Source organism: Roseovarius sp. MBR-51, from assembly GCF_053628575.1.
Genome location: NZ_JBRJGQ010000008.1, coordinates 77,718 through 94,909 on the forward strand (window position 1 = coordinate 77,718; position 17,192 = coordinate 94,909).

13 protein-coding genes are annotated in these 17,192 nt (G+C 60.8%); 9 read left to right on the forward strand and 4 right to left on the reverse strand.

Features of this window, described 5'->3' with window-relative positions:
* Positions 1 to 99 precede the first annotated feature (99 nt).
* The gene (locus ACSSVY_RS13120) at positions 100 to 2,064 is read right to left on the reverse strand and encodes a hypothetical protein (RefSeq protein WP_454270034.1); all 1,965 of its coding nucleotides are present in this window, start codon (positions 2,062 to 2,064) and stop codon (positions 100 to 102) included.
* 232 nt (positions 2,065 to 2,296) lie between these two features.
* Here ACSSVY_RS13120 and ACSSVY_RS13125 point away from each other — a divergent pair, with 232 nt between their 5' ends.
* Both ACSSVY_RS13125 and ACSSVY_RS13130 read left to right on the forward strand, forming a co-directional pair.
* Positions 2,297 to 2,992 carry a thiamine diphosphokinase gene (locus ACSSVY_RS13125; protein WP_454270035.1) on the forward strand — a complete coding sequence of 232 codons (696 nt, stop codon included), beginning with the start codon at positions 2,297 to 2,299 and terminating at the stop codon, positions 2,990 to 2,992.
* Positions 2,989 to 4,623: a hypothetical protein gene (locus ACSSVY_RS13130; RefSeq protein WP_454270036.1), complete on the forward strand. Its 1,635-nt coding sequence runs from the start codon at positions 2,989 to 2,991 to the stop codon at positions 4,621 to 4,623. Before ACSSVY_RS13125 ends, ACSSVY_RS13130 begins: the two co-directional genes overlap by 4 nt.
* Positions 4,624 to 4,637: 14 nt before the next feature.
* On the opposite strand, the gene ACSSVY_RS13135 is transcribed toward ACSSVY_RS13130, so the two are convergent.
* Positions 4,638 to 5,219 carry a DUF1285 domain-containing protein gene (locus ACSSVY_RS13135; RefSeq protein ID WP_454270037.1) on the reverse strand — a complete coding sequence of 194 codons (582 nt, stop codon included), beginning with the start codon at positions 5,217 to 5,219 and terminating at the stop codon, positions 4,638 to 4,640.
* A gap of 69 nt (positions 5,220 to 5,288) precedes the next feature.
* On the opposite strand from ACSSVY_RS13135, the gene ACSSVY_RS13140 reads away from it, so the two are divergent.
* Genes ACSSVY_RS13140 through ACSSVY_RS13155 form a run of 4 tightly spaced genes read left to right on the forward strand, consistent with a single transcriptional unit; the run spans position 5,289 to position 11,980 of the window.
* The gene (locus tag ACSSVY_RS13140; RefSeq protein ID WP_454270038.1) at positions 5,289 to 6,296 is read left to right on the forward strand and encodes an AAA family ATPase; all 1,008 of its coding nucleotides are present in this window, start codon (positions 5,289 to 5,291) and stop codon (positions 6,294 to 6,296) included.
* A 1-nt stretch (position 6,297) separates the two neighbouring features.
* Positions 6,298 to 7,182 (forward strand): DUF58 domain-containing protein, encoded by an 885-nt coding sequence (locus ACSSVY_RS13145; protein WP_454270039.1) that lies wholly within the window; start codon positions 6,298 to 6,300, stop codon positions 7,180 to 7,182.
* On the forward strand, positions 7,179 to 9,935 hold the full coding sequence (locus tag ACSSVY_RS13150; protein ID WP_454270040.1) for a DUF4159 domain-containing protein: 2,757 nt from the start codon (positions 7,179 to 7,181) through the stop codon (positions 9,933 to 9,935). Before ACSSVY_RS13145 ends, ACSSVY_RS13150 begins: the two co-directional genes overlap by 4 nt.
* Positions 9,932 to 11,980: a hypothetical protein gene (locus ACSSVY_RS13155; RefSeq protein WP_454270041.1), complete on the forward strand. Its 2,049-nt coding sequence runs from the start codon at positions 9,932 to 9,934 to the stop codon at positions 11,978 to 11,980. Before ACSSVY_RS13150 ends, ACSSVY_RS13155 begins: the two co-directional genes overlap by 4 nt.
* Positions 11,981 to 12,001: 21 nt before the next feature.
* Here ACSSVY_RS13155 and ACSSVY_RS13160 read toward each other — a convergent pair whose 3' ends face one another.
* On the reverse strand, positions 12,002 to 12,361 hold the full coding sequence (locus tag ACSSVY_RS13160) for a hypothetical protein (protein WP_454270042.1): 360 nt from the start codon (positions 12,359 to 12,361) through the stop codon (positions 12,002 to 12,004).
* A 36-nt stretch (positions 12,362 to 12,397) separates the two neighbouring features.
* Positions 12,398 to 13,117 (reverse strand): DUF599 domain-containing protein, encoded by a 720-nt coding sequence (locus ACSSVY_RS13165; RefSeq protein ID WP_454270043.1) that lies wholly within the window; start codon positions 13,115 to 13,117, stop codon positions 12,398 to 12,400.
* An 83-nt stretch (positions 13,118 to 13,200) separates the two neighbouring features.
* Between ACSSVY_RS13165 and ACSSVY_RS13170 the strand changes: the two genes are divergently transcribed.
* The 3 genes from ACSSVY_RS13170 (at position 13,201) to glcF (ending at position 17,187) form a co-directional block, all read left to right on the forward strand.
* Positions 13,201 to 14,634, forward strand: a complete 1,434-nt coding sequence (locus tag ACSSVY_RS13170) for an FAD-linked oxidase C-terminal domain-containing protein (RefSeq protein WP_454270044.1) — start codon at positions 13,201 to 13,203, stop codon at positions 14,632 to 14,634.
* 63 nt (positions 14,635 to 14,697) lie between these two features.
* Complete coding sequence (gene glcE, locus ACSSVY_RS13175; RefSeq protein ID WP_454270045.1) at positions 14,698 to 15,843, forward strand: glycolate oxidase subunit GlcE; 1,146 nt, start codon at positions 14,698 to 14,700, stop codon at positions 15,841 to 15,843.
* A 21-nt stretch (positions 15,844 to 15,864) separates the two neighbouring features.
* Positions 15,865 to 17,187: a glycolate oxidase subunit GlcF gene (gene glcF / locus ACSSVY_RS13180; protein ID WP_454270046.1), complete on the forward strand. Its 1,323-nt coding sequence runs from the start codon at positions 15,865 to 15,867 to the stop codon at positions 17,185 to 17,187.
* Positions 17,188 to 17,192: the final 5 nt, after the last annotated feature.

Here is a 17,192-nt window from a genome sequence, read left to right on the forward strand (position 1 = left end):
CGAAGCGCGGGAAAGAGACAAATCGCCACGCGAACGAAAACCCCCCTCGCCTTATCGGACGAGGGGGGCATCACCGTTTGCCGCACCAAACCTTGGCACTTAGCTGGCGTGTCTGCGGCCGGTCGCGCGAAATTCTGTCTCTTCAGTGACCGCAAACCGACCGCCCGCCAACTTTTGCAGCTTGCCTTGACGCAGGAGCTGCCCAAAGGAACGCAAGCCATCTTCGCGCGAAAACCTCTCTTTCTCGACTTCCTTGAGCTTGCCCATCAGCATCGGCCGCGAGAACTGTGGACGACCCTCGACATCGGACAGATAGGCTGCCGCCGCCTCGAGCAGATCCGGAAGGCTGCTTGCGCCCATCTCTTCGGCAAAGGCGCCAAAGCTTCCGGCTTGGCTTTCGATAGAGACCTCAGCTTCGACATCGGTCGAGGAGATGCGGCGCGGACGGATCGGAGCGCGTGGCGTATCTATGCGTTGTTCCGCCACTAACTTGAGCGGCGCAGGACGGCTTTCCTCGGGGCGCGCAGAACGCTCGGTGGGGGCCGCAATCTGCGGGCGGCGGGGCCGCACAACGCTGGCCAGATCGCTACGGTAGGGGCTGTCATCCACGTTCTCGCGCAGGCTTGATCCGGCATTGTGCTCTGCCCGCGTTGCGGCAACGGCGGCGCGCAGGTGTTGGATGGCATTGCGTCGTTGACTAGAGGCGGGTGCCTCAAGGTGCGTATCGGTTTTCTCAAAGATCCGCGTCAAATCGCTTGAACCTTCCGCGCGGCCAAACCGGTTTGCGCCCGGTTCTTCCGCGACTTCCGGCGCCGCGTTGTCCTGCGGCGTTACCGCTGTCGGCGTACGCTCGGCTTCGGCAATCTCTTCTTCGGCATCGGTCTCAAGGTCCGCCTCAGACTCTGCCGCATCCTCAAAAGCCAACTCGGCCTCAACTTCGGCCAATTCGCGCTGCAACTCCGCTTCTTCTTCTGGGCTCAGTGCGGCTCCAGTCGCACCAAAGAAGTTATCGTCGTCGTCGTCGAATTCGTCTTCGTCGCTCTCGTCTTCCTCAAAAATACCATTGGCCACCGCCGCCTCAAATTCCGTGCGTTTGACCTTGATAACGTGTGCAGTTGGTTGCTCTGCGGCTTCCGTTTCTTGATCGATCGTGGCTGTGTCATCGCGGGTCAACGGCTTGGGCTGCGCGTCGGCCATCAGTGCAGCGAGAGTATCTTCGAAATCGTCAGCCGCGTCATAGATCTCTTCTGGCTGCATCGCTTCTGTCGACTTCGTTTCATTGGTGCCGGCGGCGGACAGGACCGCAGGCAGCGCAGCCTCTTCGTCCGGATCCTCCCGGTCAAAGTCATTCTCGTCCAGGGTATCCTCGATCAGATCATCTTCGATCAAATCGGCCTCGACGCGGTCATCCTCTGCGAGAACGCTGCTTAGGTCTTCTGCGACGCTGTCCAGAAAATCCTGCGCGTGTTCATCTTCGGTGTACTGATCTTCGGTGGCCTCTTCGGATTGCGCCACAACCGACCGGATGCGGCTCAGCTTTTCGGCAATGCTCTCGCTGTCAAAGACGGTCTCGGTCACCTCTGACTCAGCCTGCATCGCGCGAGGCTCGTCTTCCAACCCTTCGGGCAAGTCTTGTGCGACATCTTCCGCAACGGGCGCTTCGATCTCAGTCTCGGCTTCCGCCATGTCTGCCAGGGTTTCAAGCTCTGCCGCAGCTTCGTCAGTATCGAACGACTCTGGTGTCACCTCTGCCACAGGCTGCGGCGTGGGTATTGGCTCCGCTGCTTTGACGGAGTCAGCAGCTTCTGTCGCTTCTGTCGCGCGCTCCGGTCCCGGCGCAGGGTTTGCCGATCTCGTCTCTGCTATGTCCGTCCGGGGCATCAGCGCCTGACCGGACCCGGCCCGCAGCACGATCTTGCCGCGCTCTTCATGCGCGTCGACTCGCCGGGCGATTTCCCGTTCCGCGATTCGCGCCAGCATCTCTGCATCGGGAGTCGGCGGCTCTGCTCCAAAGTATCGGTCATCCGCCGCCAGATCGCGAAAATACTCCGCAATTGCCTTCATTGTATCAAATGAATCGTCAAAACCTTCCAACGTGCACGAAAACGTGCCGTAGGAGACTGTCAGTATCTTACTTGAACCAACCATAATATGCGCTCGCTTTGCTTGCCTGCAAAGATAAGGTTTACCATGACGCCAGAGACCAAAGCGGCCCGATTCTTAGATCTTTACCGTATCATTTCGTGGCTAGAATGTGACATCAGGTTAGTTAAGGCAACGATAACAGGCAAAAGTGATGATTGTCCGCGAATCTGAACCAGTGATCTTGATCGGCGGGGCTGCCGTTCCGGAGGGGCTTGTTAACCATGCGCTCACACTTGCCCAGATCGTGATCGCTGCCGATAGCGGTGCCGATACCGCGCTGGAACATGGCATCATGCCACGGGCGGTGATTGGCGACTTCGATAGTATATCGCACTCCGCCCGCGCGAACATTCCAGATGGGTCACAATATCCAGACCGGGATCAGAACACCACGGATTTCGAGAAGTGCCTTGCTGCGATTTCGGCACCACTCATTCTAGGTCTGGGGTTTTGTGGTGACAGGCTTGATCATCAACTGGCCGTCTGCAATGCGCTGACGCGCCATTCGTGGCAACGCTGCATTCTGCTGGGCTCGAGCGATTTGATGTTTCTTTGCCCGCCATCTTTGAGCCTGCCTTTACCTGCGGGTTGTCGGATCTCGCTCTTCCCAATGGCTGCGGTAGAGGGCGTGTCGGAGGGGCTGCACTGGCCGATCAACGGACTCAACCTCGCCCCCGACGGGCGTGTCGGGACGTCGAATACTGCCCTGGGTCCGGTGCATCTCGCCGTAACGGCCCCAAAGATGCTCGTGATCCTGCCGCTTGAGATGCTCGAAATCGCGGCCCCCGTCTTGACCGAGACCACCGCCCGCTGGCCTGACCCCATCATGTCGCGTCCCAACGCATGACCCTGACAGAGCGTCTTGTCAGATGGGTTGACGCCGTTGTCTTCGATCTTGGACGACAAATGCGTTGGACGTTTCTACCGCCCTTGATGATCTATTTCGCGGCGGGGTTTTCCGGGCTTACGATGATCGTGGGCACCTTCTTTGTGAAGGAGTACCTTGATCTCTCTGCTGCCTACCTTGCCGGTCTTGCCTTTTGGGCGGGACTGCCATGGGCACTCAAAATGCCACTGGGTCATCTCGTAGACATCATTTGGCGTTGGAAATGGCTGCTGGTCTATGTCGGAGCCGGGATGATCGGGCTGTCGGTGTTCATCATGTATCTGCTCTTGGCCCGGACCGAAGCGATGACTGCGATCATGCCGATGGGCGCGTGGTATGTGACCTCTTACATTTTGGCCCCCTGCGGATTGGTCATTCAGGACGCGGTCGCCGATGCGATGTCGGTCGAGGCGGTGCCGCGCATGGATGCAGACGGCACCCCGATCCCGCAAGACACCGCCCGCGCGCTTCATACCACCATGCAAACGCTAGGCCGGTTTGCGCTGATTTCCGGCACAGTCGCGGTGGCAGCCCTCAATATCTACATGTTCGCGGGAATCGAGGCGCTTGATCCAGCGGCCAAGCGCGCCACCTACGCGCTGATCTATCTCGCCGCTCTGACAATCCCGCTGGTCTCAGTGTCGGGCGTTCTCTTGGCGGCGTGGCAGAAACACCGCCTGCACAAGCGGCTGCGCCACACCGGGCTGAGCGAGGCGGAGGCGGACACGCTCTTTGAGCGTCCGGGCGAGAAGACGCGGGCGAACCCGTGGTATTTCATCGGCGGCGCCGGGTTTGTTGCGCTGTCGTTGACCATTGGCCTCAGCGATATCCCCTATGGGCAAGAGATCATTTTTGCGGGCTCCATGGCGATTGTGCTCTTGCTGATGCTTCAGCTTGTGGCGGTCTTGCCCGTGGCGCAGGCGCGCACGCTGGTCGGCACGGCAGTGATTATCTTCATGTTCCGCGCCACGCCGCGTCCCGGGGATGGCTACACTTGGTTTTCCATCGACCTCTTGGCGTTCGATCAACAGTTTCTGTCGGTGCTGTCGCTCATCACCTCGCTCTTGACGCTGGCGGGGATGGTCATTCTGCGTCCGCTGATGGCGCATCGCAGTATCGTCTACATCGTGGTTTTGCTCACGCTGATCGGGGGCGTTCTGTCGCTGCCCAATATCGGGCTCTATTACGGGGTGCAGGAGATCACGGCCGCCCTGACTGGTGGCATCGTCGATGCACGATTCATAGCGATTCTCGACACGGCCATAGAGTCGCCATTGGGGCAGGTTGCGATGATCCCGATGTTGGCCTGGATCGCCCGCAATGCGCCTGACAATCTCAAGGCAACCTTCTTTGCCGTGATGGCGTCTTTTACAAATTTGGCGCTCTCGGCCAGTTCCTTGCTGACCAAATACCTGAACCAGATTTTCATAGTCACGCGCGAAGTTCGCGATCCCGCTTCTGGGCAGATTACAACGCCTGCAGATTACAGTGAGCTTGGCTTGTTGCTTCTCACAGTCACGCTGGTCACGGTCGGTTTGCCGCTTCTGACCGTCTTCCTCATCCAGCGCACGGCCCTGCGGAGTCGCGACTGACCCACTCCAGGCGGCTAGGGTAGGTCATGCTCTGGGATGATCCTGAAAAACTCGCCTCCCGACCAAAGCCCAAACCAGCCATCGACCCGGTCACCAATCTCGACCAAACGATAAAAGCTTTTGCGGTCGATCAACGCTTCAAGATTGGCGCGGATCAACACATAAGGGGCGGGCTCTCCAGTCTCGGGATCACGCTCGACCCGGATGGGATGCTCGGGGCCCGCGTTCGCGTGATCGCCGACATTCGTCTCAAACCGCAAACTCTGCTCCGGTCCGGCGCCATCGACCTCGAAATCCACGGCGATGAAAGGCGCGTCATCGACGGTGATTCCGACCTTTTCGACAGGGGTGACCAAAAAGTAATCGTCCCCATCGCGGCGCAGGATGGTGGAAAACAGCCGAACCAGTTCGGGCCGCCCGATCGGGGTTCCAAGGTAGAACCATGTGCCGTCCCGTGCGATCCGCATATCCAAATCACCGCAGAATGGTGGGGTCCACAGATGGACGGGCGGCAGACCCTTGCCTTTCGCGCGAACGGCGCGCGCAGTGGCTGCAAGTCCCTCGGCTGACGGGGTTGTGACGGAATCTTTGCTCATTGCTTTTGCCATTTCTGTCTCAAGCTATACACTCTATCTATAAGATATAGTTCTGACAGGAGTTTTGCCATGACCGATGACACCGATCTCTTGGCTGGGCTAGAGACGCTCGAAGGGAAATTGGCCCAAGCACGCGATTCGATCACCCGACGGTTCATCGGGCAAGAGCGGGTCGTCGATCTCGCCCTGTCAGCTCTCCTGTGTGGTGGGCATGGGCTTCTGATCGGCTTGCCCGGTTTAGGCAAGACCCGTCTGGTCGAGACTTTGGGCACGGTTATGGGCCTTCATACCAATCGGGTGCAGTTTACGCCTGATTTGATGCCTGCGGACATTCTCGGCAGCGAAGTTCTGGAAACCGCCGAAGACGGCAGACGGGCGTTCAAATTCATTGAAGGCCCAGTTTTTTGCCAGCTTTTGATGGCCGATGAGATCAATCGCGCCAGCCCTCGGACCCAATCCGCCCTGTTGCAGGCGATGCAAGAGCGGACGGTGACGGTGGCAGGTGTAAGCCGCTCGCTCGGAACCCCGTTTCATGTGTTGGCCACCCAGAACCCGATTGAACAAGAAGGCACCTATCCGCTGCCCGAGGCACAGCTTGACCGCTTTTTGGTGCAGATCGAGGTGCCATATCCGGACCGCGACACAGAACGTGCAATCCTCCTGGCCACAACAGGCGCAACCGAAGAAACCGCTCACGGTGTATTTACCCCATCCGAATTGATCGCGGCGCAGCAGATGTTGCGGAGAATGCCGGTGGGTGAAAAAGTGATGGAGGTTATTCTCGATCTGGTGCGCGCTTGCCGTCCCGAAGATACAAGCGCCGCCGAAACGGTGCGTCAGAGTGTGGCCTGGGGTCCGGGGCCGCGTGCCGCACAGGCGCTGATGCTGACAGTGCGTGCACGGGCGATGTTGCAAGGGCGGCTTGCACCGGATGCCAGCGACGTGGCCGCCATGGCGCAGCCGGTTCTTGGGCACCGCATGGCACTTAATTTCGCGGCCCGCGCGCGTGGCGATAGCCTTGCGCCGTTGATTTCCCGGACGGTCGAGGACGTAACCCACGTGCAGGCTGCCGCCTGAGATGAACGCCCCCTCCCCAAACACCCTGCGCCCGCGCGCCGAGGCAGAGGCCGCCCGCCTGCCCCCATTATTGGCGCGCGCAGAGCTTTTGGCGCGCACGGTGCTCTTGGGGGAACATGGCCGCAGACGGGCAGGGGCGGGTGATGATTTCTGGCAATACCGCCCGGTACAGCCCGGTGACAGCCGTCGGATGATCGACTGGCGGCGTTCGGGGCGCTCAGACGTGCAATTCGTCAAGCAGAGGGAATGGCAGATCGCGCAGAGTGTGATGCTCTGGGTCGATCCCGCCGCATCAATGCGCTTTTCCAGCGATAAAAGCCTGCCCGACAAGGCAGACCGCGCGCGCCTTCTGGCTCTCGCGATGGCCTTGCTCTTGGTGCGCGGTGGCGAGCGGGTTGGTCTCACCGGGACCGCCCTGCCGCCCCGGCGTGGTCAGGCGCAAGTGACGCGGTTGGCCGAGGCGCTCTTGCACGAAAGCGACGAGGATTATGCCAGCCCTGAGATGTCCGGGCTTATCCCGCATGGTCGCGCGCTCCTGATATCGGATTTCATGGGTGATCTCTCACCACTGCGTGGCGCACTGACTGCTGCGGCGGATCGGGGTGTGCGCGGACTGCTCTATCAGGTGCTCGACCCCGCAGAAGAGGCCTTTCCGTACACAGGCCGCACGATTTTCGAAAGTGTCGGAGGCACTTTGGCGCATGAGACTCTCAAGGCGGGGGATTTGCGTGCGCGCTATCTCGAACGCCTCGCACAGCGCAAAGACGAACTCGCCGCGCTCTGCACGGCGACAGGTTGGCGCTATGGCTGTCATCACACCGGAGAGAGCGCTCAATCGGCGCTCTTGTGGCTGCATGCCGCGATGGCCGGGGGGACGGGCGCATGATCCTGGGTCCCATCGGTTTTGCGGCACCTTGGCTTCTTTGGGCACTCGTCGCCCTGCCGATCCTCTGGATCATCCTGCGCGCAGTGCCGCCCGCGCCGATCCGGCGCCGATTCCCCGGTGTTGCGCTTCTCTTGGGTCTCAAGGACGAAGATAGTGTCAGTGATCGCACGCCGTGGTGGCTCTTGCTTCTGCGGATGTTTGCGGTCGCGGCTGTGATCGTAGGGCTGGCCGGGCCTGTGCTTAATCCGCGCGACGAAGGTGAGGGGCGTGCGTCGGGGCCGCTCTTGATTCTGCTCGATAGCAGTTGGGCCAGTGCGCGGGACTGGGCGGCTCAGATGGGTGTGATTGACGCGATGCTCGCCGAGGCTGGGCGCGACGGGCGACCGACGGCGTTGATGCAACTGAGCAAGGCCGAAACGCCCGTATTTCAGGCTGCCGAAATCCTGCGCAGCCGGGTACCGGGGCTGACACCCGCTCCCTGGGCAATTGAAGACGACGTTATAGAGCGCGCCGCGGACATGTTGGGCGACGGTCAGTTCGAGACGCGCTGGTTCTCGGACGGGCTGGCGCAACCGGGACGTATTGAATTCCTGGAGGTCCTGGAGGCGCGTGGTCCGGTGACTGTGCATGAAAGCGCGCGCCCCGTACTTGCGCTCACCCCACCCGTGCTGGAGGACAGTCAGATCGTGCTGCGCGTTCTGCGTGCCGCGCCAGCACCCGAACGCGACATCACGGTGAACGCCCATGGTCTTGACCCCGCGGGGGTCTCGCGCATTCTGGCGAACCTGCCACTGCGATTTGACGAAGGGGCAGTCGAGACAACGGGTGCATTGTCCTTGCCACCGGAACTGCGCGCCCGCGTCACGCGCTTTGAGATTGCGGGCGAGGCACAGGCCGGTGCCGTGACCCTGACCGACGACGGTTTGAAACGCCGTGAGGTGGCCCTGATCGCAGGCCGCGAAGATCGTGAGGGCCTGGAACTCTTGTCGCCGCTTCACTACCTCCAGCAGGCGCTCAGCCCGACGGCCGATTTGTTGGAGGGGGGGTTGATGGATATTCTGCCTGCGAATCCGGACGTGATCGTTCTGGCGGATGTGGCAACGCTGTCGGGTGCCGAACAGGCGGCTCTGCTTGAGTGGACCAACGATGGGGGGCTTCTCCTGCGGTTTGCCGGGCAACGGGTGGCCGCGAGCGACGTGTCGCGCAGCGACGAAGATCCGCTCATGCCCGTACGTTTGCGGGCGGGTGGACGTACGGTCGGTGGCGCGATGAGCTGGGGGGAACCCAAGGCCCTTGCCCCCTTTGTCGAGGGAAGCCCGTTCCAAGGACTTGCCATTCCGTCCGATGTCACCGTGAGCGCGCAGGTCATGGCGCAACCCGATCCAACTCTGGCGGACCGGGTGATTGCGCAATTGACCGATGGCACGCCTTTGGTCACGCGCAAGCGCATCGGCGCGGGGCAGGTGGTCTTGTTTCACGTCACTGCCAACGCAGAATGGTCGAGCCTGCCGCTCTCTGGTCTCTTTGTCCAGATGTTGGAGCGGTTGGCGGTTTCTTCGGCCATGGCCCCGCCTGATGCAGCAGAACTTGAAGGCACGATTTGGCAACCGCTTGAAGTGCTCGACGGGTTTGGACGACTAAAGGATGCAGACAATCGCCCCGGCGTGCCGGGAGAGAGATTGCTTGAGGCACCGCTTGGCCCCGATCTCTTGCCGGGTCTCTATGACGGGCCAGAGCGAAGCGTCGCACGAAATGTGATTGCGCCAGACACGGTGCTGACCCCGATGGAGTGGCCCGCTCGCGTGACGGTCGAGGGGCTTGAACGTGCGCCGGAAACACCTCTGGCGGGTTGGCTCTTGGCCGCAGCGCTCCTTTTGCTGACGGCGGACATTCTGGCTTCGCTGGCCCTTTCAGGGCGACTTTGGCCTGCGCGCGCGGTCGCTCTGCTGGCACTCACGCTCAGCCTTGGTACGGTGCAAGAGGCGCGAGCGCAGGATGATGCCCGCGCAATCCTCGCGACAGAGGAACTGGCGCTCGCGCATGTCCTCACGGGTGATGCGCAGTTGGATGACACCGCCCGCGCCGGGCTGCGTGGTCTCGGACAGGTGCTGAATTTCCGGACCTCTGTAGAGCCAGCAGAGCCGATTGCCGTCGATCTTGAGCTGGACGACCTGACATTCTACCCGATCCTATACTGGCCGATCAGCGCCAATCAGCCGACTCCCTCAGCGGAGGCTTATGTCAAGTTGAACGACTATTTGCGAAATGGTGGCCTAATTCTCTTTGATACGCGGGATGCTGATATCGCTGGATTTGGTGCGGCCTCGCCAAATGGCGCGCGTTTGCAACGATTGGCGGCACCCTTGGATATTCCACCCCTCGAGCCGCTTCCCGAAGATCATGTTCTCACACGGACTTTCTATCTCTTGACCGACTTTCCCGGCCGTCACATTGGTCGCGCCGTGTGGGTAGAGGCGGCACCTCCTGATGCCGAACAGATCGAAGGCATGCCATTTCGGAACCTGAACGATGGTGTGACGCCTGTAGTGATCGGTGGCAACGATTGGGCCGCTGCCTGGGCGGTGAGCGAGCGAGGCGATCCGATGTTTCCGGTGGGCCGAGGCTATGCGGGTGAGAGGCAAAGGGAACTGGCCTACCGCTTTGGTGTCAATTTGGTGATGCATGTGCTGACAGGTAACTACAAATCCGACCAGGTTCATGTGCCTGCCCTTCTCGATAGGTTGGGCCAATGACCGCAAGTGTGATCTTTGATCCTCTTCTTCCGGTTTGGCTGATTGCAGGGCTGGCGGTCATCGTGGTCGCGGGTCTGGTTTTGGCGATTTGGAAGGGGCTTGCCGGTTGGCCGCTTCGGGCGCTCGCGGGACTGGTGATACTCGCTGCCCTTATGGGCCCCGCCTATCAACAAGAAGAGCGCAATCCGCTCAGTGATATCGTGCTGATCGTCGAGGATGAAAGCGCCAGTCAAGGACTGGCGGACAGGGCGGAGCGTACACGAGAGGCCGCAGAGACGCTTGCAGCCCGTCTTGAGGCGCGCAACAACACGGAAGTACGCCGCGTTCGGGTGCCTGACGCCCCGGACAATGGTGGCACGCAGGCCATGACCGCATTGGCACAGGCGATGGCCGAAGAACCTCTGGGTCGAATCGCCGGAGTGATCATGCTCTCGGATGGGCGCATTCACGACGCAGAGCGTGCGCCGGATATTCCCGCGCCGCTGCATCTTTTGCACACGGGTCGCGAGGGCGATTGGGATCGGCGGCTGAAGATCGACAACGCGCCCGCCTTTGCCATTCTAGGCGAAGAGGTGCAGATGACGCTGACCGTAACCGACGAGGGGGCTGCGCCGGAGGGCGTAACCAATGTTCCGCTCGATATCTCGGTGGATGGCGAGGAACCGCGCCGCTTTGAGGTACCTTTGGGTGAAGAAATCACCTTGCCGTTGATCCTCCCGCACGGGGGCCGCAACGTGCTGCAATTCTCGACACCTGCTGTGCCAGGTGAGTTGACTGAGCGCAACAACACCGTGCTGGTGCAGATCAACGGAGTACGCGACCGGCTCAGCGTGCTCTTGGTCTCGGGTCAGCCGCATCCCGGAACCCGTACCTGGCGCAATCTTCTCAAATCCGACAGTTCGGTTGATCTGGTACATTTTACCATCCTGCGGCCACCGGAAAAACAGGATGGCGTGCCGGTGCGGGAACTGTCGCTGATCGCCTTTCCGACCCGAGAGCTGTTTCTGGAAAAGGTTGACGATTTTGACCTGATCATCTTTGACCGATATCGGCGGCGCGGTATTTTGCCGAACGTCTATTTGGAGAATATCCGGCAGTATGTCGAAAATGGCGGCGCCGTCCTCTTTGCCGCCGGTCCGGATTTCGCCGGGGCCGAGAGCATCTATCGCGGTCCGTTCGAAGCCATTGTGCCCGCTCGCCCAACGGCCCGTGTAATTGAGGAAGGGTATTTGCCCAAGGTTACGGATCTGGGCGCGCGGCATCCGGTTACCGCAGGGTTGGAGCAGGAGTTTTCCGGTGAATGGGGTCGTTGGCTGCGCCAAATCGAGGTCAATCAGACCGCAGGTGATGTGGTGATGTCTGGCGCGGATGATCGGCCCTTGCTGCTGTTGGACCGCGTGGGTGAGGGGCGCGTGGCGCTCTTGGCCTCGGATCACGCTTGGCTCTGGGGGCGCGGCTTTGAAGGCGGTGGACCGCAACTCGAATTGCTACGACGTCTGGCGCATTGGATGATGAAAGAGCCGGAACTGGAGGAAGAGGCGCTCTGGGCAGAGGCGACAGGTCAGCAAATGCGGGTCATTCGCCGCTCGCTTGAGGACAGCGTTGGTCCAGTGACCATTACAACACCCTCGGGTGAAGTCATCGAACGCTCGCTTGATGAAGTGTCGCCCGGACGGTTCGAGACCGTCTACGATGGACCAGAGATTGGTCTCTATCGGTTGGCGAACGGTGATCAACGCGCAGTCATTGGCCTTGGCCCCGCGTCGCCGGTGGAGTTTGAGCGTACAATCGCCAGCGCCGAAGTGCTGCAACGCTCGGTGGATGCCACCAATGGCGGGGTGTGGGCATTGCAGGACGGCGTGCCTGCGATCCGTGAAGTACGCGAAGGGCGTCCGGCTGCCGGGCGCGGTTGGATCGGTATCACGCCACGCGGTGCCTATGAAACCCAAAGCCTGCGCCAGATGGACATCTTGCCGCCTTGGCTTGTTCTGTTGCTGGTGTCTGGGCTGATTCTAGCTGGTTGGCTAAGAGAGGGTCGGCGGTGAAGCCTAGGTGAGCAATGGCGGTCAAGGCTCCAACGCGACACGAAATATCTCGCTGTTCCATCCATCAACCGAGCAATGGGCCCGCACAAAAATTTCTTGCGAGCCGTCTGGCAATGCCAAGTCATTCAACGACCGGGTAAAGGGCTGCTCGTCGACATGCGGATGATGCAGCAGGCGATAGCCCAACCGATTTCCCGCGGCGTCCAGCACTTCCCATCCATCAACGTAATGATCCCATCCGGTGTCGGGGTGCATGATTGTGACCGCCACCTCTAGACCCGTGCCGGATTCTTCGACACGCACGCCCAGAATTTCTGGCTCATGGGCGAGTACGGGACCGGCAATTAGAACGGCGGCGAAGGTTAGGCAAACATGTCTCATGCAGGAGAGTATAACTTGCCCCGCAGCAAAACACAGTCACGTCTGAGTGTGGCGGTCCGTCACATCCGGTTGCATGAGCACCGCGCGGGACTGAGAGGCGAACTCCCGCCGCAACAACACGAGGCAAGTCACTGTCGTGGCCCCAATGAGCGCAATCGGGCCGAGCAGCCAAGCCGCCGCGGTCAATGCGAAATAGATCGCCCTAAGGCCACGATTGAAACCTCGCGCCGCCGTGATGTTGATCTCTGCGGCCTTGCGCGCACGCGGCAGAGCGGCGGGATCGGCGGGGTCATTGGGCACAGCGGCCATGATCACGGCGCAATAGCCAAAGAGGCGATTGGACCAGACAAACTTTAGAAAGGCATTGGTGAGAAAAATGAGGATCACGAGGATCTTCACCTCCCAGACAATGACCGGAACGGTTGCCGGGGTCAGATCGTCTGCAATCCCCATCACCCGATCCAGATCGCCCAGCATCGCAAGCGCCCCGCCGATGGCGATCAGTGTGGCCGAGGCAAAGAATGCAGTGCCCTGTCTCAGGCTCGCCAAAAGCTGAGCATCAAAGATGCGCGCGTCGCGGGCGACCATCTGCACCATCCACTCGCGCCGGTACTGAGCCATGAGCGTCGTGACTGACGGGCGTCTGCGGGGCGGGTTCTCGATCATCAGGCCAAGCAGAAGCCATCCCCCGACCAATACCCCGAGTGCTACGGCATCCAGACCGTTGAAATGTGTCAGTTGATCCATCCATATCATGCGCGCAAGCTATCCTTGTGAGGTTTGACTTGCCAGATGCAAAAATTGGTTATATTTTATTACCAATCAGAGAGGAACATATCATGGAAATGCCCGTCCCCCGTCCAGAGATTCTGGCGCGCAAGGCTGAACTTGTTGAACGTTTGCTCGAAGTTCTGCCCGCAGATGCGGTGATTTCCGATCCGGCCGAGACACGGGCCTATGAATGCGATGCCCTCACTGCATATAAGTGTCCACCACTGGTGGCGATTCTGCCGGGATCGACCCAAGAGGTCGCATCCGCCTTGCGCATCTGTCACGAGATGGGTGTGCCTGTGGTGCCTCGTGGTTCAGGCACATCGCTGGCAGGTGGAGCATTGCCGACCGCCGATAGTGTGATTCTAGGGGTGGCGAGACTGAACGAGGTTTTGGAAACCGATTACGAAAACCGCTTTATCCGCGTGCAGACCGGGCGCACCAATCTTAGCGTGACGGGGGCAGTCGAAGAGTATGGTTTCTTCTATGCACCTGATCCGTCTAGCCAACTGGCGTGTGCAATCGCGGGCAATATTGCGATGAATTCGGGCGGGGCGCATTGTCTGAAGTATGGGGTCACAACCAACAACCTGATGGGTGTGACCATGGTGCTGATGGATGGCACCGTGCTGGAACTGGGCGGCGCGCATCTGGACGCCGAGGGGCTGGATCTCTTGGGGATTGTCTGTGGGTCCGAGGGGCAATTGGGCGTCGTGACCGAGGCCACGCTGCGCATCCTGCGCAAGCCCGAGGGCGCGCGGCCTGTGTTGATCGGGTTCGATTCGAACGAGGTGGCGGGGGCTTGCGTGAGCGACATCATCAAGGCGGGCGTGCTGCCGGTGGCGATCGAGTTCATGGACCGTCCCTGCATCGAGGCGACCGAGGATTTCGCCAAGGCAGGCTATCCGATGTGCGAGGCGCTGCTGATCGTCGAGGTTGAAGGCTCGGCTGCCGAGATCGACGAGCAATTGGGCCTGATCGAAGAGATTGCGCGGCGGCATGATCCGGTGGAATTCCGTCAGAGCCGTTCGCCCGAGGAAAGCGCCGCGATCTGGCTGGGGCGCAAATCGGCTTTTGGGGCGATGGGACAGATCAATGATTACATGTGTCTGGATGGCACCATCCCGGTCAGTCAATTGCCGCATGTTCTCAAGCGGATTGGCGAGCTGTCAAAGCAGTTTGGCCTTGATGTCGCCAATGTGTTTCACGCGGGCGACGGCAATATGCATCCGCTGATCCTGTTTGATGCCAATAAGCCCGGCGATCTCGAACTGTGCGAAGATCTGGGTTCCGAAATCCTCAAGCTTTGTGTCGAGGTGGGTGGATGCCTCACCGGCGAGCATGGGGTGGGGATCGAAAAGCGTGATCTGATGACGCATCAATATGCGCCCGAAGATCTGGAGGCGCAGATGGCCGTCAAGGATGTGTTTGACCCCAGATGGTTGCTCAATCCGGCCAAGGTCTTTCCGCTGGCCTCTTCTGACGCACGGCGCGCGGCCTGACTGATCGACTCGGGCGCGCGCGGCTCCCGGTTCCCCAAAGTATTTTGACCAAGAAGTAGCAACATGACACCGAACACCGAGGCGGACCTCGCCGAGATTATCCGGGGTGCTGAAGGCCCCTTGCGCATCGAAGGCGGCGGAACGCGTCCTATTGGCGCGCTGTCAAACGGCGCACGGTTGAGCACTTCCGCATTGCGCGGAATCGAACTCTATGAGCCCGGCGCGCTAACATTAGTGGCACGAGCGGGAACGCCACTCTCTGAGATCGAAGCAGCATTAGAGGCTGAAGGACAGCGGTTGGCGTTCGAGCCGATGGATCATCGGGGACTGTTGGGCACGTCTGGGACACCTACAATTGGGGGTGTTGTTGCCGCCAATGTTAGTGGGCCGCGCCGGATTCAGGCAGGTGCGTGCCGCGACTTTCTGCTGGGCGTGCGATTTGTCGATGGGCGTGGGCAGATCGTAAAGAATGGCGGTCGGGTGATGAAGAATGTCACAGGCTATGATCTGGTCAAACTGATGGCGGGTAGTTTCGGCACGCTAGGGGTGCTGACCGAAGTCGCGCTCAAGGTCTTGCCGCGCCCGCGCAGCATGGGAATGCTGCGCATCGAGGGGCTGAGCGATGCCGCTGCCGTGGCGGCGCTTTGCCGCTCTCTGGCGTCGCCCTATGAAGTAACAGGGGCCGCGCATCGGCAAGAGGGGCCGGATGGCACGTCGGTGACGATGATCCGGCTGGAAGGTTTCGAGAATTCGGTCGCCTACCGCGCCGAGGCGCTGACACGCCTTTTGGCCGAGTTCGGCGCTTGCAGCTTTGAGGCGGACACCGATAGGACCGCTTCTGAGTGGGCATACATCCGCGATGTTGGAGCGTTTCAGGACCAATCCGGCGATGTCTGGCGGTTGTCGGTAAAGCCCACCGATGCGCCGGGGATCGTGGCCGATCTACCGGGGGCACATGCGTTTTATGATTGGGGTGGCGGGCTGATCTGGTTGTTGGCCGCCGAGGGATCGGGGCTGAGTGCCGCTAAGATCCGCAGCGCAGTGGCGGCGCGCGGTGGCCATGCTACGCTGATCCGCGGGGATCGCAGCCAAGGTGCATTCCCACCGCTGCCTGCGTCGGTTGCGGCGTTGCAAGAAGGGCTGCGGCTCAAATTTGATCCAAGGCAAATTCTGAACCCCGGCCTGATGGCCACGGGTGCAGCCGTTTGATTGGCGGGAAAGTAGAAACAGATGAAAACCGAATTCACCGCTGAACAGCTTGAAAATCCCAAGATTGCCCGCGCCAACGAGATCCTGCGCTCTTGTGTGCATTGCGGATTCTGCACCGCCACCTGCCCGACCTATCAGGTGCTGGGGGATGAGTTGGACAGCCCGAGGGGGCGGATTTACCTCATCAAGGACATGCTCGAGAACGACCGCGTGCCGGATGCCAAGACGGTCAAGCATATTGATCGTTGCCTGTCCTGTCTGGCCTGCATGACCACTTGCCCCTCTGGCGTGCATTACATGCATCTGGTGGATCAGGCGCGGGAATATATCGAAGAGCGCTACAAGCGGCCCTTGGGGGATCGCGCGTTGCGCTGGATTCTGGCGCGTATCCTGCCCTATCCGATGCGGTTCCGGGTGGCGCTGCTAGGTGCCAAGATCGGGCGGCCCTTTGCGCGGCTGATGCCCGATGCGCGGTTGCGCGCGATGCTGGAGATGGCGCCCAAACAGGTGCCGCCCGTGAGCCGCAATGACGATCCGCAGAGTTTTGCGCCGCGAGGTGCGCGCAAGAAACGGGTGGCGCTGATGACGGGCTGTGCGCAGCGTGCGCTCAACACCGACATCAACGATGCCACGATCCGCCTGCTCACGCGGCTGGGCTGCGAGGTGGTGGTGGCCGAAGGGGCGGGCTGTTGCGGGGCGCTGACGCATCACATGGGCAAGACCGATGAGAGCCACTCGACGGCGGCCAAGAATATCAGGGCCTGGGCGCGCGAAATGGATGGTGCCGGGCTGGATGCCATCGTGATCAACACCAGCGGCTGCGGCACCACGGTCAAGGATTACGGCCATATGTTCCGGCATGAATCGCTGGCGGCGGATGCCGCGCGCGTCAGCGCCATTGCCATGGATGTGAGCGAAATCCTGATGCAGCTCGACCTGCCGCAAGGCGAGGACAAGGAGATGCTGATCGCCTATCACGCCGCCTGTTCGCTGCAACATGGGCAAAAGATCAAGACCTATCCCAAGGACCTCTTGAAGCGGGCAGGATTCGCGGTGGTGGAACCGGCGGACAGTCATCTCTGCTGTGGGTCGGCGGGCACCTATAACCTGATGCAGCCCGAGATTTCGAAACAGCTCAAGGCGCGCAAGGTGCGCACGCTGGAGGCCAAGAACCCCGATGTGATCGCCGCGGGCAATATCGGCTGCATGATGCAGATCGGATCGGGCACGGGTATTCCGGTGGTCCACACGGTCGAGTTGCTGGATTGGGCCACGGGGGGACCGAAACCGCCCGCCATGAGTCGCGCGGCCCAAGGGATGACCGGGGTTCCGATCCTGCGCTGATCCGG

Excerpts from the sequence above, each read along its gene's own strand:
- ACSSVY_RS13130 (WP_454270036.1), top strand. The coding sequence starts at position 2,989 with ATGACCCTGACAGAGCGTCTTGTCAGATGGGTTGACGCCGTTGTCTTC.
- ACSSVY_RS13160 (WP_454270042.1), bottom strand. The coding sequence starts at position 12,361 with ATGAGACATGTTTGCCTAACCTTCGCCGCCGTTCTAATTGCCGGTCCC.
- ACSSVY_RS13155 (WP_454270041.1), top strand. The coding sequence starts at position 9,932 with ATGACCGCAAGTGTGATCTTTGATCCTCTTCTTCCGGTTTGGCTGATT.
- ACSSVY_RS13140 (WP_454270038.1), top strand. The coding sequence starts at position 5,289 with ATGACCGATGACACCGATCTCTTGGCTGGGCTAGAGACGCTCGAAGGG.
- ACSSVY_RS13125 (WP_454270035.1), top strand. The coding sequence starts at position 2,297 with ATGATTGTCCGCGAATCTGAACCAGTGATCTTGATCGGCGGGGCTGCC.
- ACSSVY_RS13145 (WP_454270039.1), top strand. The coding sequence starts at position 6,298 with ATGAACGCCCCCTCCCCAAACACCCTGCGCCCGCGCGCCGAGGCAGAG.
- glcF (WP_454270046.1), top strand. The coding sequence starts at position 15,865 with ATGAAAACCGAATTCACCGCTGAACAGCTTGAAAATCCCAAGATTGCC.
- ACSSVY_RS13170 (WP_454270044.1), top strand. The coding sequence starts at position 13,201 with ATGGAAATGCCCGTCCCCCGTCCAGAGATTCTGGCGCGCAAGGCTGAA.
- ACSSVY_RS13135 (WP_454270037.1), bottom strand. The coding sequence starts at position 5,219 with ATGAGCAAAGATTCCGTCACAACCCCGTCAGCCGAGGGACTTGCAGCC.
- ACSSVY_RS13120 (WP_454270034.1), bottom strand. The coding sequence starts at position 2,064 with ATGAAGGCAATTGCGGAGTATTTTCGCGATCTGGCGGCGGATGACCGA.
- ACSSVY_RS13165 (WP_454270043.1), bottom strand. The coding sequence starts at position 13,117 with ATGATATGGATGGATCAACTGACACATTTCAACGGTCTGGATGCCGTA.
- glcE (WP_454270045.1), top strand. The coding sequence starts at position 14,698 with ATGACACCGAACACCGAGGCGGACCTCGCCGAGATTATCCGGGGTGCT.
- ACSSVY_RS13150 (WP_454270040.1), top strand. The coding sequence starts at position 7,179 with ATGATCCTGGGTCCCATCGGTTTTGCGGCACCTTGGCTTCTTTGGGCA.